Origin of the sequence: Burkholderia sp. HI2714 (assembly GCF_002223085.1) — a bacterium.
GTDB classification, from domain to species: domain Bacteria; phylum Pseudomonadota; class Gammaproteobacteria; order Burkholderiales; family Burkholderiaceae; genus Burkholderia; species Burkholderia lata_D.
Genome location: NZ_NKFM01000020.1, coordinates 104,339 through 128,807 on the forward strand (window position 1 = coordinate 104,339; position 24,469 = coordinate 128,807).

Genomic DNA, 24,469 nt, shown 5'->3' on the forward strand with positions numbered 1-24,469 from the left:
CGGTTCGCGTCAGCGGCCCGACTTCAGCTCGGTCCACAGACGCGTCTGCAGACGCTGGATTTCAGGCGGCAGCGGCTTGAGCAGGAACAGCGTCTTCACGACGTCGGCCGGCGGATAGACGGCCGGGTCGTTCGCGACGTCGGGCCGCACGTACTTGCGGGCCTCCGCGTTGGCGCTCGGGTAGTACACCGCGTTCGTGATCGCCGCGTGCACCTTCGGATCCTCGATGTAGTTGATCCACTGCAGCGCGGCATCCTTGTTCTTCGCATCCTTCGGGATCGCCATCACGTCGAACCACACCGGCGCGCCGCCCTTCGGAATGTAGTACTCGACCTTGTACGGCTTCTTCGCCTCGATCGCGCGATGCTTCGCGATCACGACGTCGCCCGACCAGCCGAACGCGAAGCAGATGTCGCCGCCGACCAGGTCGTTGATGTAGCCCGACGAGTTGAATTGCGTGATGTACGGGCGGATCTTCTTCAGCACTTCCATCGCGGCCTTGTAGTCGGCCGGGTTCGTGCTCATCGGATCCTTGCCGATGTAGTGCAGCGTCGCCGCGAACATCTGGTCGGGCGCGTCGAGCACCGACACGCCGCAGGTCTTCAGCTTCGAGATGTTTTCCGGCTTGAACAGGATGTCCCAGTTGTCGAGCGGCACCTTGCCGAGCGCCTGCTGCGCCTTCGTCAGGTTGTATGCGAGACCGGTCGTGCCGTACGCCCAGGGCACCGAGTACTTGTTGCCCGGGTCCGCGCCGGCGACGAGCGCCATCAGTTGCGGATCGAGGTACTTGAGGTTCGGCAACTTCGACTTGTCGAGCGGCGTGAAGATGCCGGCGGCGATCTGCTTGCCCGCGTAGTTGCTGGTCGGCACGACGATGTCGTAGCCCGAGCTGCCCGTCAGCAGCTTCGCCTGCAGCGTGTCGTCGCTGTCGTAGTTGTCGTAGCGGACCTTGACGCCTGCCTGCTTCTCGAAGTTCGGGATCGTGTCCTTCGCAATGTAGTCCGACCAGTTATAGACATTGAGCTGCGTATCCTTCGCCGCTGCCGCCGATGCACCCACGCACAGCGCGAGCGCTGCGAACCGGCCCACTACTTTTGCTTTCATCCCGTTCTCCCTACGGCCGGACCGTGTGTCCGGCTGCCGTCTGCCTCGTCATGACGGCGCATTCTGGCGCGCCGCCCCTCGAAAACCCCGAAAACTACCATCATTCGCGCCCCGTCACAAAAAAATCATGCCGGTGTCGCGCAAACGGAACAGATTCCCGCTGCCGGCCAGGCTGGCCGCCCGTGAGGCGGGGCGTTCCCGGGGAATTCTATCGGGTAATCGGCGGCTGTCCACCGGGAAAAACGGGCGGCGGCGCAATCGCGTTCGCCGGCCGGGCGCGAACCGCCTGGCGGCTGCGCCCGAACCCCGCCGTACTGTCACGCCGCTGCACCGGTACGGCATGCCGGCCGCACCCGTCCGACCGTCCGGCCGCGATGCATTAAAATGGCGGCTGACGATTCAACTGCGCGAACCCTCCCGATGGCCTCCAATCTTCACGACCTCCCCGACAGCCCCTGCATCGGCGTGTGCTCGACGCTCTTCGACGAAGTCTGCAAGGGCTGCGGCCGCACGGCCGCCGAAGTGTCGAACTGGGTGTTCCTGAGCGACGACGAAAAGCGCGCGGTGTGGGAGCGCATCTCGCGCGAAGGCACCGCGATGCGCTTCCAGTATGACAAGCTGTAAATCCGCCGCGCATAAAAAAAGCGGCATGCCGACCGACATGCCGCCAACCCCAACTCTGTTCTTTTCCCGCCGCGTCTAGAACTTCATCCCGACGCCCACGCCGACGATCAGCGGATCGATGTGCAGCGTGCCGATGCCCTTGTCGCCCAGCGTCGCATCGGTGCTCATCCAGATCTTCTTCACGTCGACGTTCATGAAAATCTTCTTCGTCACCTGCACGTCCACGCCGAACTGCAGTGCGGGGCCGAAGCTGCTCTTGTTGATCGACACGCCCTGCCCGCCGACGTTGAGCCCGTTGTTGTAGAAGTACGTGTAGTTCAGGCCTGCACCCACATACGGACGCACCTTGCCGGCATGGTTGAAGTGGTACTGCAGCAGCAGCGTCGGCGGCAGCACGCCCACGCCGCCGAGATTGCCGAGGCTCGACGTCAGCTGATGCCGCGACGTGCCGAGAATCAGCTCGACGCCGAGGTAGTCGCGGATCATGTACGTGAAGTCGAGCTCGGGCACGATCGCGTTGTTCACCCCGACGTTGAGCGCGCCCAGCGTATCGCTCGCGCGTTCGTTCGGCTGGATGCTGATCGCGCGCAGCCGGACCAGGACGTCGCCCTGGTTGATGCCGTCGCCCGGCGAGGCTGCGTGCGACAGCGAAGGCATCGCGGCGAAAGCGGCTGCAACGGCGGCAGCGGTGACACAAGTTCGAATCGTTTTATGCATGGTACGGACCCCCAAAGAATGGTTTCCATTCTCCCTGTAGGGTCTTTTCTTTATCTTGATATCCGTCAAGCCAACGTAAACGTGGGACGGTTTGCCGCAGGCTCGGTCGCACGGCCCGTCAGCAGCAGGTCGAGCAAATCGCGCACGCTGCGGATCGCACGGCCGAACGGCAACGCCTCGCGGCCGCGGAAGAACAGCCCGTTCGCCACGTCGCCGCGCAGCGCGGCCGCGAGCCGCGTGTCGATGCAGAAATGGCCGAACTTCTCGATGCCGTCGCGCAAGCCGCATACGCTCAGGCATTCGAGCGCGGTCGGGCAGCGCTGCTTAAGCGCGCCGAGCTTGGTGCGGATGCGCGTTTCGTTGCGCAGGTAACGATCGAGCCACGGCGTCTTCACCGCGCGCGCGGGCAGCCCCGTCACGCTGACGAATTCGACGATGTCCTCGGGCGTCGCGTCGGCCAGCACGCGCTTGAAGTGCGGATGCGCATCGCCCTCTTCCGTCACCGCGAACGGCGTCCCGACCTGCACGCCGTTCGCGCCGGCGTCGAACGCCGCGCGCACCGTGTCGTGACTGTTGATCCCGCCCGCAACGATCAACGGGATCGTTTCGCGCGCGATCCCGAGCGACGCCATCACCTGGGCGCTCTCGTCGAGCACGCGTTCGAAGTCGAAGCGAGGGTCGTGCATGTCGTCGATCTGCGTGACGCCGAGGTGGCCGCCCGCATGCGCCGGATGCTCGATCACGATCGCGTCGGGCAGGCGCCCCTTCTTCATCCATTTCTTCAGCACGAGCGCGATCCCGCGGCTGTCCGACAGGATCGGAATCAGCGCGATGTCGTGTCCTTGCGTGAGATCGGGCAGGTCGAGCGGCAAGCCCGCGCCCATCACGATCGCGTCGGCCCCCTCGTCGCACGCGACCCGCACGTAGTCGGCATGCGCGCTCACGGCCTTCATCACGTTGACCGCGATCATCCCGCGCCCTTCGCTGTAGGTCTTCGCGAGGCGGATCTCGCGTGCGAGCGCCTCGAGGTTCGCGGCCTCGAGCGTCGCGCGATCGGGTTGCGCGCGGCAACGCGCGAGCAGATCCGCATGATGGTGGCGCAGGTCGATGCTCGCGATCGTGCCGACCGCGCCTTCGCGCGCGACGCTGCCCGCCAGCCGGTGCGCGGAGATGCCGACGCCCATGCCGCCCTGCACGACGGGCAACAAGGTGCGGCCGCGAATCGTCAGCGGCGGAAAGGAAGTGCGTACGGTCATCTGAAACCTCGTCGGAACATCGGAACCGCGATGATCGACGATCCACCGACGCGCACCTTGACGGCCGTCAATAAAAAACGGCACGCGAGCGTGCCGTTTCCGGTTCAGGCCGTGAGAAACGCTCAGGCCGGCTTCGCGGGCTTGAGCTGCATCGACTTGTACTCGAGATATTCTTCGAGCCCGTACACGCCGTTCTCGCGGCCGTGACCCGACTGCTTGTAGCCGCCGAACGGCGCGGCCATGTTCCACGTGCCGCCGTTGATGTCGACCTGCCCGGTGCGGATGCGGCGCGCGATGCTCATCGCGCGTTCGTCGCTGCCGGCCCATACCGCACCGCCGAGCCCGTACGGCGAATCGTTCGCGATCCGCACGGCGTCGTCTTCATCGCGATACGTGATGATCGACAGCACCGGCCCGAAGATTTCTTCCTGCGCGATCGTCGATTTCGGATCGACGCGGCCGAACACCGTCGGCTTCACGAAGAAGCCCTTGTCCAGCCCTTCCGGCAGGCCCGTGCCGCCCGTCACGAGTTCGGCGCCTTCGTCGATCCCGCGCTGGATGTAGTCCTGCACACGCTGCTGCTGGACGGCCGATGCCAGTGCGCCAAGGCGCGTCGCATCCTGCCGAGGATCACCGGCGACGTAGGTTTCGGCGGCCACCTTCGCGATCGCGCGCGCCTCGTCGTAGCGCGCTTCCGGCACCAGCATGCGCGTGTGCGCCGAGCAGGTCTGCCCCGCGTTCAGGAAGCACGCGTTGACCGTGCCCTTCACCGCCGTCGCGAAATCGGCATCGTCGAGGATCACCGAGGCCGACTTGCCGCCCAGCTCGAGCGCGACGCGCTTGACGCCCGCGGCCGCCAGCTCGGCCACGCGCTTGCCCGCGCGCGTCGAGCCCGTGAACGACACCATGTCGACGTCCGGATCGGTGGCCAGCACTTCACCGACCACCGGGCCGTAGCCGCACACGAGGTTGAACACGCCGGCCGGCAGCCCGGCTTCGTGAATCGCTTCGGCGAGCATGAACGCGTTCAGCGGCGCGACTTCGGACGGCTTCAGGACGACCGTGCAGCCGGCCGCGAGCGCCGGCGCGACTTTCAGCGTGACCTGGTTGAGCGGATAGTTCCACGGCGTGATCGCCGCGACGACGCCGACCGGCTCGCGCACGACGAGCGAGTTGCCGACCTGGGCCTCGAATTCGAACGATTCGGCGAGCTTCGCGTACGCCTTCCAGTTGTAGATCGGGCCGCCGACCTGGATCGCGCGCGACAGCTTGATCGGCATCCCGACTTCGCCGGTGATCGACTGCGCGAGTTCCTCGCTGCGCGCCTGCAGATGCTCGACGATCTTGCGCAGGTAGCCCGCGCGCGTCGCGGGCGGCGTGGCCGCCCACGCGTCGAAGGCTGCGCGCGCCGCGCGGATCGCGTCCTGCGCGTCGGACGCGACGCCTTCCGGAATCCGGCCGATCACGGCCTCGGTGCCCGAGTCGATCACGTCGATCGTGCCGGTGCCGGCCGGTTTGCGCCACGCGCCGTCGATATAGAACTGGTCGTAGATTTTCATCGCTTTCCGCCTCCAGGAAAGCCGACATTCTAGCGAGCGTTTCGGTCCGCCGGTGTGACGATTGACAGCCATTAGAAAGGTCTTTAGCCTCGGCGCCTCATTCATCATAAGAAAGGAGAATGCCTTGAGCATCCTGACCAAAATCGAGGGCGGCTATCTTCAGGTATTGCGCGTGATCGTGCTGTTGTTCGCGACCGCAGTCTTGATCGGCGGGGTCATATTCGGCGCGGTCGCACTCGATGCGCGCCTGTCGAAACCGCCGAAGGTCGATTCGGCCATCCAGGTCGATCCTGCATCGTTCGCGTGGGAGAACGATGCGCCCGCCAAGGCCACGCCGGCCGCCGACGGCGCCGCAGCCAAGGGCGACGATGCGTCGCCCGCGCTGCGCCTGTCGACGCGACTGTCGGGCATCGTGCAGAAGCACGGCCGGGCGGCCCTGTCGCCGGACTACGCGGTCGATCGCGACGCGTACGAGCCGTCGTTCCAGCGCGTGCTCGGCGACGACGACCATCCGGACGTCGCGTACTACGAGCAGCAGATCGCGTATCTCGACAAGGTGCTGTCGCGCACGGACGTCGCGGCCAGCGTCAAGAAGAAGGTCACCGCTCACGGCGACGAATATGCGCGCGAGCAGGCGTACACCGACGTCGTATCGGCCGTCATGCGCGACTTCTCCGAGCGCTACGACGCACGCCGGACCGCGATCGACAACGAGAAGAAGGCCGCGGAAGAAACCGCTGCCGAGAACGGCCAGACCGCGCGCTACGCGGGCGTCGCCGCGCTCGTCGCGCTGTATTCGTTCGTGTCGCTCGCGGTGCTGATCATCCTGATCCGCGTCGAGCGCAGCATCCGTTCGATCGCGCGCGCCACGCATACGACGACCTGAGTTCGCTCATCGGCAGCCCGGGCCGCACGCCGGGCTGCGGCGGGCCCGGCGACGGGCCCGCTTCACGGCGCCAGCGGCCGCTCCCCGGCCGCCTCATCCCGCGTCGTTCCTCACGCGCTCCCGCACTTTCCGTTCCCGCTGCCCCCTCGCTTCGCCGTCGGCGATCCTCGCCGGCGCAGCGTCCGTTTCACCATCGCCATGTCAGCATCCGCCCGGGTGCGCGGTCGGGCCCGCATCGTGCTATGTTTTTACTATCGGCACCGGCTCACTGCAACCGGCGCCGCCCGGAATCGACGTATTTCGTGAGCGCTGCCATGTCCGACGCACCCCATATCCTCGGCTCGCAAGATCGCCTGGAACTGCTTTGCTGGCTCACCTGCGGCAATCTCGGCGCGTTTTACCTCAACGAATCGTGGCCGGACGCCACGTTCCAGGTCCAGGCCGCGCACCGCTGGCTCGACCGCCATCATCGCCAGGCCGACTGGCTGGCCGTTGCCAAGCTCGCGGCGCTCGCGCAGGACATCGCGAAGCGGCATGCCGGGTTCGTCGATGCGTCATGGGCGCGCGACGCGGTCGAGGAAATCGTCGACACCGACGATCTCGACTATCGAGCGAAACTCGTGCAATGGGTCTACGAAGACTGCTGCAAGGCGCTCGCCGACAAGCGGCTGGCCGACTGAGTCCATGCGTGCGGGCCGCGGCATCGCGCGGCCGCCCGTCTGTTCGTCGATGCGCGCGTGGCAGTCGCGATGATCGACGGGCGCGGTACGCATCGCACCGCCCCCTGCGCCGCCACGCGCCGCGACACTTACAGCAGCGACTTCGCCTGCGTCAGCACCTTGTCGCAGATCTGCTTGGTCACCTGCTGCTTCAGGCCGCCGCCGCTCAGGTCGAGCTTGCTGCCGTTGCCGGCGTCGAGGACCCCGCTCGCGCCGCTGGTATAGCCGCTGTCGGACGACGCATTGCCGCCGAGCTTGCCCATCAGCGCGTCCTTCACCGACGACGCGCCGCCGGACGCCCCGCCGAGATAGTTGTTCTGGATGCAGAACTGCAGCAGGCCGGCGACGTTGCCGGTGCTGCCCGGCATCAGCGATGCACCGCCCCCGCCCGTCAATGCACCGCCGAGGCCGCCGAGATTGCCGAGCGCACCGCCCGCGCTGCCGCCTGAGTCGCCACCACCGCCGACCTGCTTCAGGACATCGCCCAACTGCGCATGCGCCGGCGAAAACGGCGCGAGCAATCCGATCAGCGCGCCGGCAACGGTCGCGCGGTATAGACGTGCATTCATGTGAAGCCTCCCGGTTGTGATGGCATGAGTACCGCGAATCGAATCCAAGGATACTCAATCGACCCGTGCAGGACAGCCTTCGAAGGCGGCCTGAAACGTCAGGCATCGTGATATCGCCACAATTTGACAAAGCTTGACGACGGGCCACGTGCGGAACGTCGGGTTGACGCAGGCTCGCGATCGCTGCGCCAGGTCGCCGGCGCGCGTGAAGCGTCATAGAATCGTCGTCGCCGGCCGTTCGGACCCTCCGGCCCGATCCCACTCCCGAACCTGAAGGATGCTCGCGTGATGCTTGCTCATCGCTTTCTGCTGATCGCCGGCGCATCGGCCGCGCTGCTGTGCGGCTCCGGCACTGCCCGCGCGGCGACGGCCACGGCGGCCGCCGCATGCCCGTCGCCTTCGTTCGACCGCTATCCGGCACGCGCTGCAAGCGCGCCGCGCAAGCCGGCCGCGGCACCACGCCTGACCACCAGGGAAGCCCGCCTCTACCGCACCGTCATTCGCGACGAATTCACGCAACCGGCCAATTTTGCCGGCCACTACCGGGTCGCGACCTGGGGTTGCGGAACGGATTGCCGGAATTTCGCGATCGCCGACAAGTACACGGGCGCGACGTACACGATGCCCGGCGTGCAGGAAATCGCAGGCGTGATGGGCAACGACGAGGCGCGAGTCGATTTCCGCCCCGGCAGCAGGCTGTTGATCGTCGCGGGCTGCTTCAACGACGAATGCGACGACAACAGCGCGAAGGCCGCCCGGTTCTTCTATGAATGGACCGGCACGCAGTTGCGCCGGATCGGCACCTGTCCGCTGGCGATCGAGCCGCTCCAGTAGCCGAACGATGAGAGCGCCGGCCGCCGCTCGCCGCGACTTGCGCTATCGTTCGTCCGGTACACCTCGAACGGCGCACCCATCCGCGATGTCCATTCGCCTCAGTTTCGACGACGGGCCCGGTCCCTCGACACCCTCCTTGCTCGATGTCCTGTACGCCGCGTCCTGCCAGGCGACCTTCTTCCTGCTCGGCCAGAATCTCGCAGGCGCACTCGACGTCGCGGCAAGAATGGCGAGCGAAGGCCACCTACTCGGCAATCACACGCATTCGCACGCAAGGCCGGGCGCGCTCGCGGATGACGCCCTGATCGACGAAATCGACGCAACCGATGCGCTGATTCGCGAAGCCTATCGCCGCGCCGGCGTTCCAGCTCCGGACACGATTCCATTGCGCCTGCCTTACGGCCTGATGCCGCAGGACGGTCGCGCCGGCGTGCTGGCGCGGCTGCGGCGCGAACACACGGGATGGACCGCGATACTGGACGACTGGCAGCGGCCCGCGCCGTCGCCGCAGGCGCTGTTCGACGCGATGTGCGCGCACGTCGACGCCAGCGCGGCACGGCAACATGACGTGCTGTTCTGCATGCACGACGGATCGCGGCACGGCGAGGCGCGGCCCCATACGGTCGAAGCGGTGCGCCTGTTCCTGAATCGGCCGCGCTGAAAAAGCAGCCGGTCAGCGTACCGGCGCCGCACCACCGAGCAACTGCCACCAGCCGCCGAGAAAGCCGATGCCGGGCCCCGGTGTCCACAGGCCGCGCTGCGCGGCTTCGAGATGGATCAGCGTCTGGTCCGCGCAGAACAGGGCCATCAGCGCATCGCGTCGGTCGTGCATCCAGTCCGGCACATCATCGGGCCGCGTCGCGGCATAGGCTTGCAGGCCGGCGTCCCAGCGCCGCGCATCGAATACGAAGCCATCGTCCCTGACCGCATCGCGCGACAGCGCGAACAGCGCAAAAGCCGCTTCGAGCCACTGCGCGCCCTGCCCGACATCGTCGAAATCGAGCACGCCGTTCACCGCGCGCCCCACGTACAGCAGGTTGCCCGCGTGATAGTCGCCGTGCAGCCAGTGCACCGCCCCCGTCAGCCAGCGGGCAGCAGCGTCGAGATGTGCGCCGATCCGACGCATCATCGTCTCGTAGTGGCCGCTCAAGTCACCCGGCAACGACGGCGCCGCTCGCGCCGCTACACGTGCGTGGCGCGCAGACAGCCAGGCCAGCGGCGCCGATTCGGTCACAGGTATCGCCGCCATCGCCGCATGCAGATGCGCGAGTGCACGCATCGCATCGATCGCACCCGCCTCCGCATCGTCCGGCAGGCCGGGGCGGCCGTCGATATGCTCGAACAGATGCAGCCAGCGCCCATCGGGCAGCTGCACACCGGACTGTGCTTCCACGGTCGGCCGCAGCTTCGGTAGCGCAGGCAGCATCGGTGCCGTACGCGAGGGGCCGAGATGGCCGAGTATCGCCGCCTCGCGATGCACCTGCTCGACCGCCTTGCCGGACCACGACACGCGCAGCACCGCGCGCCCCGCATCGCACTCGACGAGATACGCTTTGTTAGTATGGCCCGACGCCAGCGCCTGCAAATGCGCCGGCTCGATGTTCCAGTACCGGTGAAGCCACGGTTCCAGCGTTTTCACGTCACTCCTACTCGTTGCATTGACCATGTCAGAACGTCCCTCGGCCCGCATGCGGGACATCAATATCGAATGGCTGACGCGTGCCGCCGAATTCGACCATCTGTTCCAGACGCGCTGGCTCGGCGAGCGCTTCTTCCACCTGCCCGGCGACATGCTCGCGCTCCAGGAGCTGATCTGGCGCGAGCGTCCCGACTGCATCGTGCAGACCGGGATCGCGGCGGGCGGCGGCGTCGTATTCTCCGCGTCGATGCTGGAACTGGCCGGCGACAGCGGCCGTGTCGTCGCGATCGAGCCGCGCCTGCGCGACGAGGTCAGGCAGCGCCTGCAATCGCACCGGCTCGCCCACCGCATGACGCTGATCGAAGGCGAATCATGCGCGGCCGACACGCTCGCATCGGTGCGCGCACAGATCGATGACGGCGCGCGCGTGATGACGATCCTCGATCTCACGCACACCCATGCGCACGTGCTGCGCGAACTGGAATGCTATGCGCCGCTCGTGACGCCCGGTAGCTATGCAATCGTGATGGACACCATCATGGAGTACCTGCCCGCGTCGATGTTCGACGGCAAGCCGTACGGCAAAGGCAACAACCCGGCCACCGCCGCGCATGAATTCCTCGCTCGCGACAACCGCTTCGAGGTCGACTACGACATCGAGGACCGCGTCCTCATGACGCTGTCGCCTGGCGGTTTCCTGAAGCGAGTGCGCTGATCAGGCGCGCCGCCTCGGCAGAGCCGTCGCGCGACGCATAGCTCGCGCGGATCCGCGCCGCCTGCTCGCGCAGCGTCCCGGGCCGCAACAGGCGTTCGAGCGCACCGGCAATGTCCGCCACGCCGGCCTGCTGCAGATCCAGCACGCACCCCGCGCCGGCCCGCTCGACGAAGTGCGCCGAATGGAACTGGTCGTTACAGAACGGCGACAGCAGCATCGGCACGCCGCACGCAAGCGACTCCATCACCGAATTCGCGCCGCCATGACTGACGAACGCGTGCGTGCGCTGCAGCAGCGCCAGTTGCGGCACGTAACGCACGGCGACCACGCGCTCGTCGTCGGCCGGCAGCAAATCCGAATCGACCAGTTCACCCACCGACAGCACCAGTTGCGCCGACGTCGCGCGCGTCGCCTCGATGACCTTCGCAAACACATCGGGATGGTAGTAAAGCTGGCTGCCGAGCGACATGTAGACCAAAGGACGATCCGCATCGAGGCGTTCCCACGGGAACGGCGTCTCGTCGCCGCGCGGGCCGGACGGCATTGCCGGCCCCACCAGCTCGACACCGGGTGGCGGCGCACCGACCAGCGCGTCGGTCGTGAACGCGAGCGTCAGGTGCGGCGAAAGGATGTCGCAACCGCGAAAACGCGCGTCGAGCCCGTAGCGCGCGAACAGTCGCGTGCGTTCCGGCGTGAGCCATCGCACCGTGCGCAGCAGTTCCGAATCGAGATCGTCCGGCAACACCGGATTCAGCGAATTCGACATCGAGACCCACGGCAGCCCTTCCAGTTCGGCGGCGATCGCCGCCGCATAGAGCAGCGGATCGATCACGACCACGTCGGGCCGCCAGTCGCGCAGCACCGCGCGGATGCCGTCCACCTGCGCGGGCGCGAGATCGATCAGCAGCGTGCGGATCCAGTGCCGCAGCCAGTCCGCGTCGCGAATGTTCGCCGCGAAGCTCGCGCCGCGCGACAGGTCGTGGCGCTCGGGCGTCTCGCGCGGCCCGACGAATTCGAAGCCGCCGGCACCGTCGAGCTGTGCGCTGATGTCGGCCGGCGCATAGAACGCGACGTCGCACCCGGCGGTGCGCAGATGCTGGGCCGGGCCGATACACGGATTGACGTGCCCCTTTTCGGGCACCACGCAGAACAGGATGCGTTTCATGAACGATTCAGGTTGGGCGATGCGCGGCATCGAGGTGGTCAAAATGATCGAGGATCAGCGATAGCGTCGTCCACAGCACGCGTTCGGTATCCGCCTGCAGCGTGGGCGCGGCCAGGCCGAGCGTGTCGGCCAGCGCGTGCGTGCGGTCGCGATCGAGCAGCGCCGCGAGATCCATCGCCGGGGCGAGCCGTCCGCGCTTGGGGCCGTGCACGAGACGGTCCGGCAGGTTCAGGCGCGCGCCGAGATCGCGCAGGCACTGCTTGTCCGGGTCGGGCGCGATGCTCGTCAGATGCGCGACGACGGCAGCGTCGACGAACGGCGGATGCAGGTCGACCGACGCCGCATCGAACAGCGCATGGCACAGCGGCAGATAGTTGGCCGACTGATCGCGGCGCAGCACCTGGTCCGCGCCGTCGCCGGTGATGGCCACCTCGACGCCGTCCGCGGCCATCGCCTCGGCGAGCAGCAGCTTCGCGACCGGATGCAGGTTGAACATCGGCTCCTCGACCGCATGCGTCGTTCTCGGCAGCGCCGCGACGAAATCGGCCTCGTTCGCGCGCACGATCTTCACGTTCGCCTGCATCTGCGCGGCCAGTTCGAGTGCGGCATCGCGTTCGCAATAGTCCGGCATGTCGGTCACGAGGACGTAGGACGTCACGTGCCGCTGCACGCCGAGATCGCGCAGCAACGCGAGCAGCAGCGCCGAATCGAGCCCGCCGCTCAGCGCCAGCGCGACGCGCTTGCCACTGTCGAGCGCGCGCTGCAGCGATGCGCGCAGCACGGTTTCCAGATCGGCATGCTGCGGCTGCCCGGGTACCGGCTGCACGGTGAGCCCTTGCGGCGAACGGATTAGCGCATGGCCGGGCGGCACCGCGCGCACGTCGCGCAATACGGTGTGGCCGACCAGCCGCTCGCCGCTCAGGTAACCCGCGATGGCCGCCGCGTCCGGCTCGCCTGCCGGTTGCCCCGACGCGTGCAGGACGGCCCGGATGCCGGACGCCGCCGCACCGCTGCGCGGATGGTAGTGAAGCCGGTCGAAGCCGAACAGGTCGCGCGTGCCGACGATCATGGATAACGAGCCTTCAAGTCGTCCACTTCAATGCGTTTGAGGATGCGATGCGGCGCCACCGGTGCGCTGCCGCCCTGGCAATGCAGGCACGCTTCGAGCGGCGCCTCGCGTTGCAGATAGGCGAGCATGGCGTCGAGCATGCCAGCGTCGTCGCGCAGCGGCAGGCCGTCGGATTGAAATTCCTTCTCGCCCTTGTAGAGCGTATGGAAATGCGCCGGACGCGTGCAGGTGTAGAACATGCCGTCGCGAATCATATGGCAGCGCTCGCGGATCCAGCAATCGTGATAAAGGCGCTGCGCTTCGTCACGATCGGTGCCGGGCTGCGCGCGGTTCATCGTCGTGAACACGTCCTGCACCTTCCAGTTCAGGCGCACGTCGAAGCGCGCGGCCTGGCGCTCGATGTGCGCGACCAGGTCGGGCGACAGCGACGGCTTCGGATAGCGCGAGATCGTCAGCGCATCCACCGCCTGCCAGAACGCGTCGGTCATCTCGCCGAGCTTCAGGCCGTTCGTCGTCACGGAGATCACGGGTGCGATGCCCGTGGCGCGCACGCGCTGGACGAGTTCGACGAGTGCCGGATGCAGCAGCGGCTCGCCGCCGACCAGCTTGAACATGCGCGGGCGCAGCACCTTCGCCGCCTTGCGCAGATCGGCCTCGATCGATTCGGGGCGCGCATACCACTCGGGCAGCAGCGGCGACAGCGAGCAGCATTCCGCGCAGGTCAGGTTGCAGTGATCGACGATATGCGCTTCCAGCGAGCGCGTCAGCACGCGTCCGTCTTCGACACGGTAATCGCGATCCAGCGGCGGCGGAAACACATGCTGCCGCTCGGCCGGCGGCGTCGGATTCGACATCCGGTTCAGATTTGCATTCACTTCAGCGTCCTGCTTCCATGCAACGGGAAAAGAATTCGACCAGACGGTCGCGCGCATCCACCATCGCGGAGGCCATCGTCACCGCGCCGTTCAGATGCGATGCAAAGCGCGACGGATCGTCGAGCCAGCCTTGCACGATCCAGAGCTTGAGCGCGTGCTGCAGACACGCGGCATCGACCGCCCAGGCAATGCGCGCGGGATCGACCGGCCGGGTCCGCCGATAGGCCAGCACGAACGCCTCCGCCAGATGCGGCGCCTGCAGCGGCAGATGGTTCAGGCAACGCACCAGTTCGTATTCACGCGGTGCGCCGATCGACGCTTCCCAGTCGAGGATGAGCGGCGGCTGCGTGCCCGTGAACAGATAGTTGAACTGGTTGTAGTCATTGTGGATCGGGTGCTGCGGATCGTCGGCGGGAAACGCGTCGATGCTGCCCGGATAGTAGCGGTCGAGCAGGCGCAGCGCGAGATCGACGTAGCGGCGCAGGTTGTCGGCGGCGTGGTTCGCGCGTGCGCGATCGAGTGCGTCATGCAGGCTGCGGCGCACTGCGTCCGCGTCGATCGCGGTCAGGCGTGCGCGGATCGTGTCGAGCTGCGGCAAATGGAGCTGCTCGAGGGTCAGATGCAGCGCCGCCAGACTCGCGCCCAGCGCATCCCATTCGGCCGGCGAAAACGTGTCGTAGGTTCTGAACTGCCCGGCTTCCCAGTACGTCAGCATCGCGTGGGAGCCTTGGCCCGTCCACAGCGGCTCGCCGGACGTCGTGCGTTTCAGCGTCTGCACATGGAAACGCGCATCGCCATGCGTCTCGAAGTGCGCGAGCACGGCGGCCTCCTTGGCCGCACGCGCATGATGCCCGGACGCGTAGAGCTTGACCGCTACGCCGCCGTCATCGGTCGGCAGGTGCCACACGCGTTCGCCGACCTGGCGCGGCGGCCCGCTTCGGCCCAGCGCATAGGCATCGCGAATCTCGTCGAAGGTCGCGGCGAGCGAGTCCATTCAGATGCGCTCGGCCGGCCCGTATCGATACGGATGGCCGCTCAGGAACGTGTTGTGCCCGACGTAGCGCACCTTGTACATCGCCGGGCGGAACAGCACCGAGGGATCGTTGTTCGCGATGCCGAGCAGCGGATACAGGTCCTGCCGCACGAAGAACGCGTTGTTGCCCATGTCGTCGCAGCAGACGAGTTCATAGCCCTTCTGCCGGCCGAGCTGGACGAGCGATTCGAGGCTCGCGCCGTAATACGTCGAGCCGTCCCATTCGTGGTCCGGGTTGTAGCACATGACCCAACGCTCGGGCGGTGTGTAGTACGGGTTGTATTCGATCACGACGATGCGCGGCTGGAACGCTTGCAGGCCGCGCCAGACCCAGTAGTCGTTGCCGTCGATGTCGATCGACAGCAGGTCGAAATCGGATGGCGTGTTGGCATCGGCGAGCAACGTGTCGATCGTGTCGGGCTGAACGCGGTCGTGATGCAAGCGAACGCGGTCCGCGCCCGCGTAGTGCGCGGCAAGCTTGCCGAAGCGGTACGCGCTGCCTTCCACCAGCACGCCGGACCAATCCTGTTCGCGCAGCAACCGCGCGGTGTTGCTGTTGCGCAGGCCGTCGCTTGCGCCGATATCGACGCAGAAGCGGTTGGTCGGCGCGATCCGTTCCATCAGGCGCGCCAGGATGCCCTCCTCGGTGCCCTGCGCATACAGGCTTGGCGCAAGGCCGGACAGGTCGAGCGGGAAAGGATGGTCCTGCATCGAGGGAGCGGCTCCGGGTCGGAATTGAGGGTGGTATTCGGAGCGTAATTTACCCGAAGTCGATTGAGGGGAGGAAACTCCGATTCGCGACACCGCCGGCTTCACTGGCGCGGAAATGAAAAAGCCCGCATCGACAATACTGTCGATGCGGGCCCGATGCGTTTCTCACGGCTTCGCGCTGCTATGCGCTCCGGCTTCGTACCACTGCCCGGCCGCAACACATGAACGGAAGCGTCAGGACAATTACTCCTGCCCCTGACTCGTCAGGAACTCCTCGTAATTCCCACCAAAGTCGAACAGCGTGCCATCCGTACGCACTTCGATGATCCGGTTCGCCAGCCCGCTCACGAACTCACGGTCGTGCGACACGAAAATCAGCGTGCCTTCAAACTGCTCGAGCGCGATCTGCAGCGACTCGATCGACTCCATGTCCATGTGGTTGGTCGGTTCGTCCATCAGCAGCACGTTGTGGCGGCCGAGCATCAGCTTGCCCCAGATCATGCGGCCCTTCTCACCGCCCGACAGCACCTTCACCGACTTCTTGATGTCGTCCGACGTGAACAGCAGGCGGCCCAGCGTGCCGCGCACCATCGTTTCGTCGTCGCCGTCCTTGCGGTACTGGTCGATCCAGTCCATCAGCGTGATGTCGTTCGGGAACTCCTCGTACGTGTCCTGCGGCATGTAGCCGACGTTCGCGTTCTCGGACCACTTCACCGTGCCGTGCTCGAGCTCGAGCGCGCCGAGCAGCGAACGCAGCAGCGTCGTCTTGCCCGCGCCGTTCTCGCCGATGATCGCGATCCGCTCGCCCGGCTGAACCGACAGGTTGAAGTTCTGGAAGATCGTGCGCTCGTACTTCTTCGTGATCTCTTCGGCGACCACCGCGACGTTGTGCAGCTTCTTCTCGAACTCGAAACGGATGAACGGGTTCTGGCGCGACGACGGCTTGAATTCCTCGATCTTGATCTTGTCGATCTGCTTCGCACGGCTGGTCGCCTGACGGGCCTTCGACTTGTTCGCCGAGAAGCGGCGCACGAAGTCCTGCAGTTCGGCGACACGCTCCTTCGCACGCGTATTCGCCGCAGCCTGGCGTTCGCGCGCCTGTGCCGAGGCGAGCATGTAGTCGTCGTAGTTGCCCGGCCAGACCTTCAGCGTGCCGAAGTCCATGTCGGCCATGTGCGTGCACACCGAGTTCAGGAAGTGACGATCGTGCGAGATGATGATCATCGTCGAGTTGTACTCGTTGAGCGTTTGCTCGAGCCAACGAATCGAGTTGATGTCGAGGTTGTTGGTCGGTTCGTCGAGCAGCAGCACGTCCGGCTTCGAGAACAGCGCCTGTGCGAGCAGCACGCGCAGCTTCCAGCCCGGCGCGACGTCGCTCATCGTGCCGTTGTGGAATTTCTCCTCGATGCCGATGCCGAGCAGCAGCGCGCCCGCGCGCGCCTCGGCGTCGTAGCCGCCGTATTCGGCGAACTTGCCTTCGAGCTCGGCGGCGTGCATGTAGTCGTCGTCGGTGGCTTCCGGGTTCGCGTAGATCGCGTCACGCTCGGTCATGGCGGCCCACATTTCGGTGTGGCCCATCATCACGACGTCGAGCACGCGCACGTCTTCGTACGCGAACTGGTCCTGGCGCAGCTTGCCGAGACGCACGTTCGGCTCCAGCGCGACGTTGCCTGCGCTCGGCTCGAGGTCACCGCCGAGGATCTTCATGAACGTCGACTTGCCACAGCCGTTCGCGCCGATCAGACCATAGCGGTTGCCCTCGCCGAATTTGACCGAGATATTCTCGAACAAGGGCTTCGGCCCGAATTGCATCGTGATGTTGGCAGTAGAAAGCACGGCAGGTCCCGTTAAAGGATAAATCGACGGAAAACCGTGTATTTTAGCAGGTGTCGGAGAAACTGCCGACCACGCCGTTCCGGCAGCGCATTTCCGGCCCCCCGCATGCCGCCCGGCGGCCCGCCAACACGACGGCACGCGCCCCACCGCCGTCTTACCGGAATCCCGCATGCTTGCCAGCCAGCTTCGCGAACAACTCGTCGGCGCATGGCGCCTCCTGTCCTACGAAGTCCGCCCGCGCGACGGCAGCGCGGTCACCTATCCGCTCGGCCGCGACGCGCGCGGCTGGATCCTGTACACGCCGGACGGCTACATGTCCGCCCAGTTGATGGCCGCCGGCCGGCCGCCCTACGCGGACGGCGACCTGCAGGGCGGCACCGCCAACGAGCGCGCGGCGGCCGCCGGCGGCTACATTGCGTATTCGGGCCCCTTTCAGGTCTCCGACGACGGCACGCTGACCCACGAAATGGACGTCAGCCTGTTCCCGAACTGGCTCGGCAACGTCCAGCAGCGCGCCGTCAGGCTCGACGGCGATCGCCTGCAGCTCGGCACGGCCGCCCCGGTACGGATAGACGGCCGGGAAGTCGATGCCGTGCTGCTCTGGGTGCGCGCGGGCCGCTGACGCCCGTCACTTGCCGGCTTTCGCCGCCGCCCGCTGTGCCGCCTTCGCATTCATCTGACCGAACAGCTCCGAGCACGGCACGTCGCGGTTGTTGCTCGGCGCGATCAGCGGAATCAAGGCCGCGAACGGGTTGATCAGCCCGAGGCCGACCATTGCGCCGGCGCGCAGCGCGAGCGCACCCGCATCGACGCCGACGTCCGGGTTCTTGAACGTGCCCTTCGCGTACAGCGGCGAGCGCAGCGAGAAGATCCGGAAGCCCTTCGTGTGCGGATGGATCTTCAGGTTCAGCGTTTCGTCGCGCAGGCTGATCGGGCCGTCGACGTTGATCAGCGCGTCGTCCGTATCGAGCGCGAAGACCTTCGGGTCGAGAATGCCGTTGGTCGCGACGAAGTCGATCGCCGCGCAGTTGATCTTCACGTCGTTGTTGCCGAACAGCTTCTCGTAGACGACGTTCGCAACGTTCAGCCCCGCCGCTTCCATCAGCAGGCGGCTGATGCGGCCATCCGTCACGAGCGCCTTCACCTCGCCTGTCGACGTCGCGGCCAGCGCGGCCGGCGAGTTGCCGGTCGCCGACAGCGACGCGTCGCCGTTGATCTCGCCGAGCGCCGACTGCATGACCTTCTGCGCCGGGAACAACTGCTTGAGCTTCAGGTGCCGCGCCGCCACCGTGAAGCGGCCCTTCAGCGGCGCACCGCTGCCGTCGAGATGCGCGGTCGTCGCGAGCGTGCCGCCCGCGACGCCGAACTGCAATGGCTCGAGCGACAACACGCCGTCCGTCATCACGATGTGCGTGTACAGGTTGGTGATCGGCAGGTCCGAACTCTTGACCAGCTTGCGACCCGTGAACTTGACGTCCGCATCGAGCGCACGCCAGCGGTCCGTGCGGAACGTCTCGACCGGCAGCACGCGGCCCGACGGCTGTTTCGTCGTGTCGCCGCGCTTGGCCTTGCTCGCGGCCGTATCCGCGCCGATCACCGGGGCGAGATCGGAGAACTGCAGCAGGTTCGACACGAGCTCGCCCGACAGCTTCGGTCGCGGCTCGCGCTGCTCGTAGGTGAGCGTACCGCCGAGATCGCTGCCGCCGACGCGACCGTTGAAGTTCTCGTAACGGAAGGTGCTGGCCTTCCGCTTGAAGTTGCCGATCAGCCGACCTTCGGTCGCGTAAGGCGGCGTATCGGGCAGCGTGATGCCGGTCAGCTGGTAAAGGTGCGACATCGACGTGCCCTGCAGCCACAGTCGCAGGTTGATGGCCGCGAGATGCCTCGGATCGGTCAGCGTGCCGACGATCGCGAGCCGCGTGTCGCCGGCCTTCACGTCGGCCTGCAACGGGAACGGCCGCGACGCGTCCTGGATCGCGAGCACGCCGCCCAGCTTGCCGGTGCCGCTGATCGGCACGTTCTTGTAGCGGCCGTCGACCTTCAGCCCGAACGCATAGGTCGGGCCGGACGGCTTCGCGGGCGCTGCAACGCTGCTTGCGCCGCTTGCACCAGACGCGGCAGCAGCAGCCGATGCCGAAGCGGTGGACGACGAAGCCGAAGCCGACACCACGGCAGACCCGGCCGAAACACCGGTGGCCGACGCCGCACTCGCGGCCTGCGCCGCGGAAGCGCTCGACGCGGCTTCCGCGTTGGCCTTCGCGCTCAACTGCGCGGCGCCATGCTTGCCGACACGCTGTGCCGATGCCGCGCGCGATGTCTGCTCCTGCTCCTTCAGCACGTCGCCGAGCGGAATCGGCTGCCCGAGCGTATCGATCGCGACGGTCAGGTCGGCCTTCGTGATCGCGTCGCGGTACGTGACCGTGCCCTTCGCGAAGCCGAAGCTGTCGAGGCGCACCTTCCACGGCGACGGCTGCGACGATTGCTTGAACTGGAAGGTCCACGTGTTGCGGCCGTCGGCAAGCCGCTCGAGGTCGACGGCCGGATTCACGACGTCAATCGACGGGATCACGATTTCATGCGCGAGCAGCGGCAGGATCGCGAGATCGAAGTGCGCGGCGTCGAGCGTGACGAACTTGGGCATCTTCGCCCAGTCGGGGTTGCCGATCTCGAGCTGCGTGGCCGTAAAGCTCGGCCAGGGCACCCATGCGCGCCAGCCGGTTTCGCCGTCGGGGCGGCGCCAGCCGACCTTCAGGTCGCCGTTGATCGCGAACGGGCGGCCGAGTGCGGCTGTGACCTGCTCGTTGACCCACGGCTTCGCGCGGTTCCAGTCGAAGATAAAGAGAAAGACGCCGGCCGCCGCGATGAGCACCGCGACGATACCGACGATCCATGCAGCCGATTTGCCGATGGCTCGGGCTAGCGTCATGGCGGTTCCGTTGTTGTTCTGAAATGTTGCCGCGCCATGCCGGGCCGCTTGCGTGGACGAACGGCGCACGACACCCGCGGCTTTTCAATCGGTATTATGACGCACGCCATGGTGACGTTTCGGCGCCATTAACGCTTTTTTTCATTTGTGACATGACAGCCCCCACCGGCCTCATCGATGCAGCGCGCATCACGCGGCGCGATGCCAGCAGCGGCAAGACCCTGCTCGCCCCGACCGATTTCAGCCTCGCGGCGGGTTCGCGAATTGCTATCACCGGGCCGTCCGGGTCGGGCAAGAGCGTGCTGCTGCGCGCGCTCGCGCTGCTCGATCCGCTCGACGGCGGCCACATCCTGTGGCGCGGCAAGCGGATCCGGCGCAACGCGATCCCGCGTTACCGGCGCAGCGTCGCCTATGTGCGCCAGCGCCCCGCGCAGATGGACGGCACCGTCGAATCGCAGCTGCGCTACCCGTATTCGCTCGCGATCTATCGCGACGTTGCATTCGATCGCGCGCGCGCCGAAGCGCTCGCCGCGCAGGCCGGCCGGGGTCCCGACTTTCTCGACAAGCGCGCGAGCGACCTGTCCGGCGGCGAAGCTCAGATCACCGCACTGCTGCGCGTGCTGCAGCTCGACCCCGACGTGCTGCTGCTCGACGAGCCGACGTCCGCGCTCGATCCCGAATCGGCGCGCGCGATCGAGGCGCTCGTCGGCGCGTGGTTCGACGCGGCGCCCGACGCCCGCGCTTACATGTGGATCTCGCACGATCCGGCCCAGGCCGCGCGGATCGGCACGATGCGGCTCGTGATGCAGGCCGGCGTGATGCACGTGGCCAACCCGACGGAGGCAACGCAATGAGCCCCGCCCTGCAGGACCTGAGCCTCGTCGACGTCGGCATCGCCGCCGCGCTCGTCGCGGTCAACGGCGCGATTTCGATGGCCCTGTCGCTCGGCCTCGGCCGCAAGCTTGCGCTCGCGGCCGTGCGCACCGTCGTGCAGTTGCTCGCGATCGGCTACGTGCTCGGCTGGGTATTCGGTCATCCTCACTGGTACGTCGTGCTGCCGCTCACCGCGCTGATGACGCTGATCGCCGGGCTCGCCGGCGCGGGACGCGGCAAGCGCACGTATCGCGGCCAGCGCATCGACAGCATCGCGTCGATCTGGTTCAGCAGCTGGTTCGTCGCGGCGGTCGGCCTGTTCGTCGTGATCCGCATCCATCCGTGGTACGCGCCGCAATACGCGATTCCGATCCTCGGGATGATTCTCGGCAATACGCTCACGGGCGTGTCGCTCGGCGTCGAGCGGATGATGGAGGAACTCACGGCGCGCCGCGACCGCGTCGAAACCGCACTCGCGCTCGGCGCGACGCGCTGGGAAGCCGCGCAGGACGCCGCGCGCCAGGCCGTGCGCGCCGGCATGCTGCCGACGCTGAACCAGATGGCCGTCGTCGGCGTCGTGAGCCTGCCGGGGATGATGACGGGCCAGGTGCTGGCCGGCCAGTCGCCGCTGCAGGCCGTGCGCTACCAGATCGTGATCATGTTCCTGATCGCCGCGGCCTCCGCGCTCGGCACGGTCGGCGCGGTGCTGATGACCTATCGCCGGCTGTTCTCGGCGGATCACCGCTTTCTCGCGGCGCGGCTCGAAGAACGCGCGCACTGACACGCGGCGCCATCGCGCGATGCGCTCGCGCGGTTCGCCAGTCAGCGCGCGCTGCGGCGCTTGCCGAGCGCCTGCCGCAACGCGGCTGCGATGTCCGCGTCCGGCGCGAGCCCGTCGACCGACGCGACGAGCCTTACCGCACGCGGTGTCGTCACATAGGCCTGCGCGCCGACATAGCCGCCGCTGCCGGCCGAGCGCGTCGTCACGACGAGCGCCTGCGGCGCACGTGCACCGAGGTCGGCCGTGAATGCATCGGTAACCGTACCATCACGCGCATGCAGCACGCCCGTCACGTAATCGTCGGTATCGAAGCCGGGGGCGGCATGCGCGGTCGAATACACGCGCACCGCGTAGCTGCCGGTCGAGCACGGTTCGAGTGCGCCGCTCGACACGACCGCCACCTGCTGCCGCGACGGCAGCTCGACTTTCTTCACGAACCCGCAATCGTCGGCCGCGTGCGCGGGCGCGGCGACGAACGCAAGGGCACACAACAGCGCGCGCATTCGGTATTTCATCGGATGTCGTGACAGGAAGGTGATGATGCGGCCGAGCATAGCGTGACATTCGCATGACGTCATGCGGGTCGCTTTGCGACGCTGTCGCACGGCGAACGGCTGCCATGCCGTTGAAGCAGGTCGCGAGAAAGCATTGTGACGGCGACACGAAACGGTCACGTGCCGCCGCGAGGTTTCGCAGCAAGTCGAATCCGTTGCGCGCGCACCGGCTCCGACGCCGGGCCGCCCGCGCCGTTCAACGCTTGATCGACACCGTCACCTTCGTGCCATCGCTCATCGTGACGGACTTCGATCCGCCGTTGGTCGAGATCGACACCCACTTCACCTGGCTCACCGACACGACGTCCGGACACTGCAGCGACTTGCCACCGGCCGTCACGTTGCGCGTGCCTTTCGGCGCGGCCGCCTGGAAGCTCAACTGCACGTTGGCGATCCCCTTCGCGTCGATCGACGGCGCGAGCCGCACCTGGGTCTGGCGCACCATCGCGCCGTTCTCGTCGCGCGGCAGGTTCTCGGCGTTCGGGCAACCTTCCGGCATCGCGACCGCCCCGCTCGGCGGCACCGACTTCCAGTTGAAGTCGTCCGTCTCGCCCGAGCGGATCTTGCGGGTCTCCTGCGTATTGCCGAAGGTCTTCGAGTCGACCTTGACGGTGTATTCGAGCTGTCCGGTACCGCCGCCCTTCAGGCTGCCCTTGACCGGCGGCGCCGCGAATACGCTCGCGCTGACGCACGCCGCCGCGAACACGACCGACCACGTTGCGGCGACTGACAAGCTGCGTTGGCTCATGCTGACCTCCTTGGTATGCGGCGGCACGCGCGTGCCGCGCGGTTTTCGATGCATGATGCGCTGCCAGTCTAACGCCAAGCGGCATGCAGTGCGCCGCAAACGCATCGGGTGTTACCCCGCTTGCGTTCGCGGCGCCGCAACCTTACGTGCGATGCCGGCTCAGAAGCCGCTCAGCACGAGCTTGCCGATCGAACGCCCGGCCTCGAGCAACTGGTGCGCGCGCCGCACGTTCGCCGCGTTGATCGTGCCGAGCTGCTCGCCGAGCGTCGTGCGCAGCGTGCCGCCGTCGACGAGCCGCGCGACTTCGCCGAGGATCCGGTGCTGTTCGATCATGTCCGGCGTCTCGAACATGGCACGCGTGAACATGAATTCCCAGTGAAACGCCGCGCTCTTCGCCTTCAGCAGTTCGACCGGCACCGGCTTGTCGTTCTCGACGATCGTGCAAATGCCGCCCTGCGGCCGGACGACCTCCGCAGCGGCCGGAAAGTGACGATCCGTGTCGTTGAAAATCAGCACGTAGTCGACGTTCGGATACCCGGCCTCGCGCAGCTGCGCGGGCAGGTCGCCGAAATGGTCGACCACCGCGTCCGCGCCCAGCGAGCGCACCCACTCGGCCGACGCCGGCCGGGATGCCGTTGCGATCACGTGCAGCTTGCCGAGCGCCTTCGCGAGCTGGATCGCGATCGAACCCACGCCACCCGCGCCGCCGATGATCAGCACCGACTGGCCGGCGTCCGCGCCCTGCGGCGATACACGCAGCCGGTCGAACAGTGCCTCCCATGCGGTCAGCGCGGTGAGCGGCAGCGCGGCGGATGCGGCGAAATCGAGCGTGCGCGGCTTCAGCGCGGCGATCCGCTCGTCGACCGTATGGAATTCGCTGTTCGCACCCGGCCGCGTGATGCTGCCCGCGTAGAACACTTCGTCGCCGGGCCGGAACAGCGTGACGTCGGCGCCCACCGCGACCACCGTGCCGGCCGCATCCCAGCCGAGCACGCGCGGCGTGTCCTCGACCTGCGGCTTCGGCGCGCGCACCTTGGTGTCCACCGGGTTCACGGAAATCGCCTCGACCCTCACGAGCAGGTCGCGCGGGCCCGGCACGGGCTGCGGCAGTTCCACGTCGAGCAGCGCTTGCGGGTCGTCGATCGGCAGATAACGGGTCAGTCCAACGGCTTTCATCACGACACTCCTTCAAGGAAACCTGTGGGCCGCGGCGCAGCCCCATGAACGTCATCGTAGGCAACCCGATCATTCGAGAAAAGCGCTATATTTCCTGAAA

Annotated in this window: 25 protein-coding genes; 9 read left to right on the plus strand and 16 right to left on the minus strand. The window is 66.9% G+C overall.

All coding sequences use genetic code 11. The annotated features are described in order from the left end of the window. Window positions 1–9: 9 nt before the first annotated feature. Window positions 10–1,104 carry a polyamine ABC transporter substrate-binding protein gene (locus CFB82_RS09915; protein WP_069248058.1) on the minus strand — a complete coding sequence of 365 codons (1,095 nt, stop codon included), beginning with the start codon at window positions 1,102–1,104 and terminating at the stop codon, window positions 10–12. A 420-nt stretch (window positions 1,105–1,524) separates the two neighbouring features. Between CFB82_RS09915 and CFB82_RS09920 the strand changes: the two genes are divergently transcribed. Further along, window positions 1,525–1,728, plus strand: a complete 204-nt coding sequence (locus CFB82_RS09920) for a DUF1289 domain-containing protein (protein WP_010095552.1) — start codon at window positions 1,525–1,527, stop codon at window positions 1,726–1,728. A 75-nt stretch (window positions 1,729–1,803) separates the two neighbouring features. Here CFB82_RS09920 and CFB82_RS09925 read toward each other — a convergent pair whose 3' ends face one another. The 3 genes from CFB82_RS09925 to CFB82_RS09935 all read right to left on the minus strand — a co-directional run bounded on the left by CFB82_RS09925 (window position 1,804) and on the right by CFB82_RS09935 (window position 5,260). Continuing rightward, window positions 1,804–2,445, minus strand: a complete 642-nt coding sequence (locus CFB82_RS09925) for an OmpW/AlkL family protein (RefSeq protein WP_089484030.1) — start codon at window positions 2,443–2,445, stop codon at window positions 1,804–1,806. A 65-nt stretch (window positions 2,446–2,510) separates the two neighbouring features. After that, on the minus strand, window positions 2,511–3,701 hold the full coding sequence (locus tag CFB82_RS09930) for an NAD(P)H-dependent flavin oxidoreductase (RefSeq protein ID WP_089484031.1): 1,191 nt from the start codon (window positions 3,699–3,701) through the stop codon (window positions 2,511–2,513). A gap of 122 nt (window positions 3,702–3,823) precedes the next feature. Beyond that, window positions 3,824–5,260, minus strand: coding sequence for an aldehyde dehydrogenase family protein (locus CFB82_RS09935; protein WP_089484032.1), 1,437 nt, complete (start codon window positions 5,258–5,260; stop codon window positions 3,824–3,826). Between the two features lie 124 nt (window positions 5,261–5,384). Between CFB82_RS09935 and CFB82_RS09940 the strand changes: the two genes are divergently transcribed. After that, a complete protein-coding gene (locus CFB82_RS09940) occupies window positions 5,385–6,146 on the plus strand; it encodes a hypothetical protein (RefSeq protein ID WP_089484033.1) in 762 nt (253 codons plus the stop codon). 314 nt (window positions 6,147–6,460) lie between these two features. Then, the gene (locus CFB82_RS09945) at window positions 6,461–6,826 is read left to right on the plus strand and encodes a hypothetical protein (protein WP_069248063.1); all 366 of its coding nucleotides are present in this window, start codon (window positions 6,461–6,463) and stop codon (window positions 6,824–6,826) included. A gap of 128 nt (window positions 6,827–6,954) precedes the next feature. Here CFB82_RS09945 and CFB82_RS09950 read toward each other — a convergent pair whose 3' ends face one another. Further along, window positions 6,955–7,434 (minus strand): DUF2501 domain-containing protein, encoded by a 480-nt coding sequence (locus tag CFB82_RS09950; RefSeq protein WP_089484034.1) that lies wholly within the window; start codon window positions 7,432–7,434, stop codon window positions 6,955–6,957. 285 nt (window positions 7,435–7,719) lie between these two features. Here CFB82_RS09950 and CFB82_RS09955 point away from each other — a divergent pair, with 285 nt between their 5' ends. Both CFB82_RS09955 and CFB82_RS09960 read left to right on the plus strand, forming a co-directional pair. Further along, window positions 7,720–8,268, plus strand: coding sequence for a hypothetical protein (locus CFB82_RS09955; RefSeq protein WP_089484035.1), 549 nt, complete (start codon window positions 7,720–7,722; stop codon window positions 8,266–8,268). A gap of 85 nt (window positions 8,269–8,353) precedes the next feature. Beyond that, entirely contained in the window at window positions 8,354–8,929 is a 576-nt protein-coding gene (locus tag CFB82_RS09960) for a polysaccharide deacetylase family protein (protein WP_089484036.1), read from the plus strand. Window positions 8,930–8,941: 12 nt separating this feature from the next. Here CFB82_RS09960 and CFB82_RS09965 read toward each other — a convergent pair whose 3' ends face one another. Then, window positions 8,942–9,907, minus strand: coding sequence for a phosphotransferase (locus tag CFB82_RS09965; RefSeq protein WP_089484037.1), 966 nt, complete (start codon window positions 9,905–9,907; stop codon window positions 8,942–8,944). Window positions 9,908–9,932: 25 nt separating this feature from the next. Here CFB82_RS09965 and CFB82_RS09970 point away from each other — a divergent pair, with 25 nt between their 5' ends. Beyond that, the gene (locus CFB82_RS09970) at window positions 9,933–10,622 is read left to right on the plus strand and encodes a cephalosporin hydroxylase family protein (RefSeq protein ID WP_089484038.1); all 690 of its coding nucleotides are present in this window, start codon (window positions 9,933–9,935) and stop codon (window positions 10,620–10,622) included. Here CFB82_RS09970 and CFB82_RS09975 read toward each other — a convergent pair. The 6 genes from CFB82_RS09975 to CFB82_RS10000 all read right to left on the minus strand — a co-directional run bounded on the left by CFB82_RS09975 (window position 10,579) and on the right by CFB82_RS10000 (window position 17,311). Next, entirely contained in the window at window positions 10,579–11,787 is a 1,209-nt protein-coding gene (locus tag CFB82_RS09975; RefSeq protein WP_089446083.1) for a glycosyltransferase, read from the minus strand. The two genes, CFB82_RS09970 and CFB82_RS09975, sit on opposite strands and share 44 nt — an antisense overlap. Window positions 11,788–11,794: 7 nt before the next feature. Next, window positions 11,795–12,856 carry an asparagine synthase-related protein gene (locus tag CFB82_RS09980; protein WP_089484039.1) on the minus strand — a complete coding sequence of 354 codons (1,062 nt, stop codon included), beginning with the start codon at window positions 12,854–12,856 and terminating at the stop codon, window positions 11,795–11,797. Then, entirely contained in the window at window positions 12,853–13,731 is an 879-nt protein-coding gene (locus CFB82_RS09985; RefSeq protein ID WP_089484040.1) for a 4Fe-4S cluster-binding domain-containing protein, read from the minus strand. The genes CFB82_RS09980 and CFB82_RS09985 overlap by 4 nt, the downstream gene beginning before the upstream one ends. 1 nt (window position 13,732) lies before the next feature. After that, complete coding sequence (locus CFB82_RS09990) at window positions 13,733–14,725, minus strand: phosphotransferase enzyme family protein (RefSeq protein ID WP_089484041.1); 993 nt, start codon at window positions 14,723–14,725, stop codon at window positions 13,733–13,735. Then, window positions 14,726–15,475 carry an FkbM family methyltransferase gene (locus tag CFB82_RS09995; protein WP_089484042.1) on the minus strand — a complete coding sequence of 250 codons (750 nt, stop codon included), beginning with the start codon at window positions 15,473–15,475 and terminating at the stop codon, window positions 14,726–14,728. Window positions 15,476–15,718: 243 nt separating this feature from the next. Next, window positions 15,719–17,311 (minus strand): ABC-F family ATPase, encoded by a 1,593-nt coding sequence (locus CFB82_RS10000; protein WP_069248073.1) that lies wholly within the window; start codon window positions 17,309–17,311, stop codon window positions 15,719–15,721. A 169-nt stretch (window positions 17,312–17,480) separates the two neighbouring features. Between CFB82_RS10000 and CFB82_RS10005 the strand changes: the two genes are divergently transcribed. Further along, window positions 17,481–17,933: a lipocalin-like domain-containing protein gene (locus CFB82_RS10005; protein ID WP_089484043.1), complete on the plus strand. Its 453-nt coding sequence runs from the start codon at window positions 17,481–17,483 to the stop codon at window positions 17,931–17,933. A 6-nt stretch (window positions 17,934–17,939) separates the two neighbouring features. Here CFB82_RS10005 and CFB82_RS10010 read toward each other — a convergent pair whose 3' ends face one another. Next, complete coding sequence (locus tag CFB82_RS10010) at window positions 17,940–20,237, minus strand: AsmA family protein (protein WP_089484044.1); 2,298 nt, start codon at window positions 20,235–20,237, stop codon at window positions 17,940–17,942. A 152-nt stretch (window positions 20,238–20,389) separates the two neighbouring features. Between CFB82_RS10010 and CFB82_RS10015 the strand changes: the two genes are divergently transcribed. Continuing rightward, window positions 20,390–21,091, plus strand: a complete 702-nt coding sequence (locus tag CFB82_RS10015; protein WP_089484045.1) for an ABC transporter ATP-binding protein — start codon at window positions 20,390–20,392, stop codon at window positions 21,089–21,091. Continuing rightward, complete coding sequence (locus CFB82_RS10020; RefSeq protein WP_069248077.1) at window positions 21,088–21,891, plus strand: ABC transporter permease; 804 nt, start codon at window positions 21,088–21,090, stop codon at window positions 21,889–21,891. The genes CFB82_RS10015 and CFB82_RS10020 overlap by 4 nt, the downstream gene beginning before the upstream one ends. A 41-nt stretch (window positions 21,892–21,932) precedes the next feature. Here the strand turns inward: CFB82_RS10020 and CFB82_RS10025 are convergent, their stop codons facing one another. The 3 genes from CFB82_RS10025 to CFB82_RS10035 form a co-directional block, all read right to left on the minus strand. After that, window positions 21,933–22,406, minus strand: coding sequence for a PliI family lysozyme inhibitor of I-type lysozyme (locus CFB82_RS10025; protein ID WP_089484062.1), 474 nt, complete (start codon window positions 22,404–22,406; stop codon window positions 21,933–21,935). A gap of 235 nt (window positions 22,407–22,641) precedes the next feature. Then, on the minus strand, window positions 22,642–23,193 hold the full coding sequence (locus tag CFB82_RS10030; RefSeq protein WP_089484063.1) for a DUF6013 family protein: 552 nt from the start codon (window positions 23,191–23,193) through the stop codon (window positions 22,642–22,644). A gap of 159 nt (window positions 23,194–23,352) precedes the next feature. Then, on the minus strand, window positions 23,353–24,369 hold the full coding sequence (locus CFB82_RS10035; RefSeq protein ID WP_089484046.1) for a zinc-binding alcohol dehydrogenase family protein: 1,017 nt from the start codon (window positions 24,367–24,369) through the stop codon (window positions 23,353–23,355). Between the last annotated feature and the right edge of the window lie 100 nt (window positions 24,370–24,469).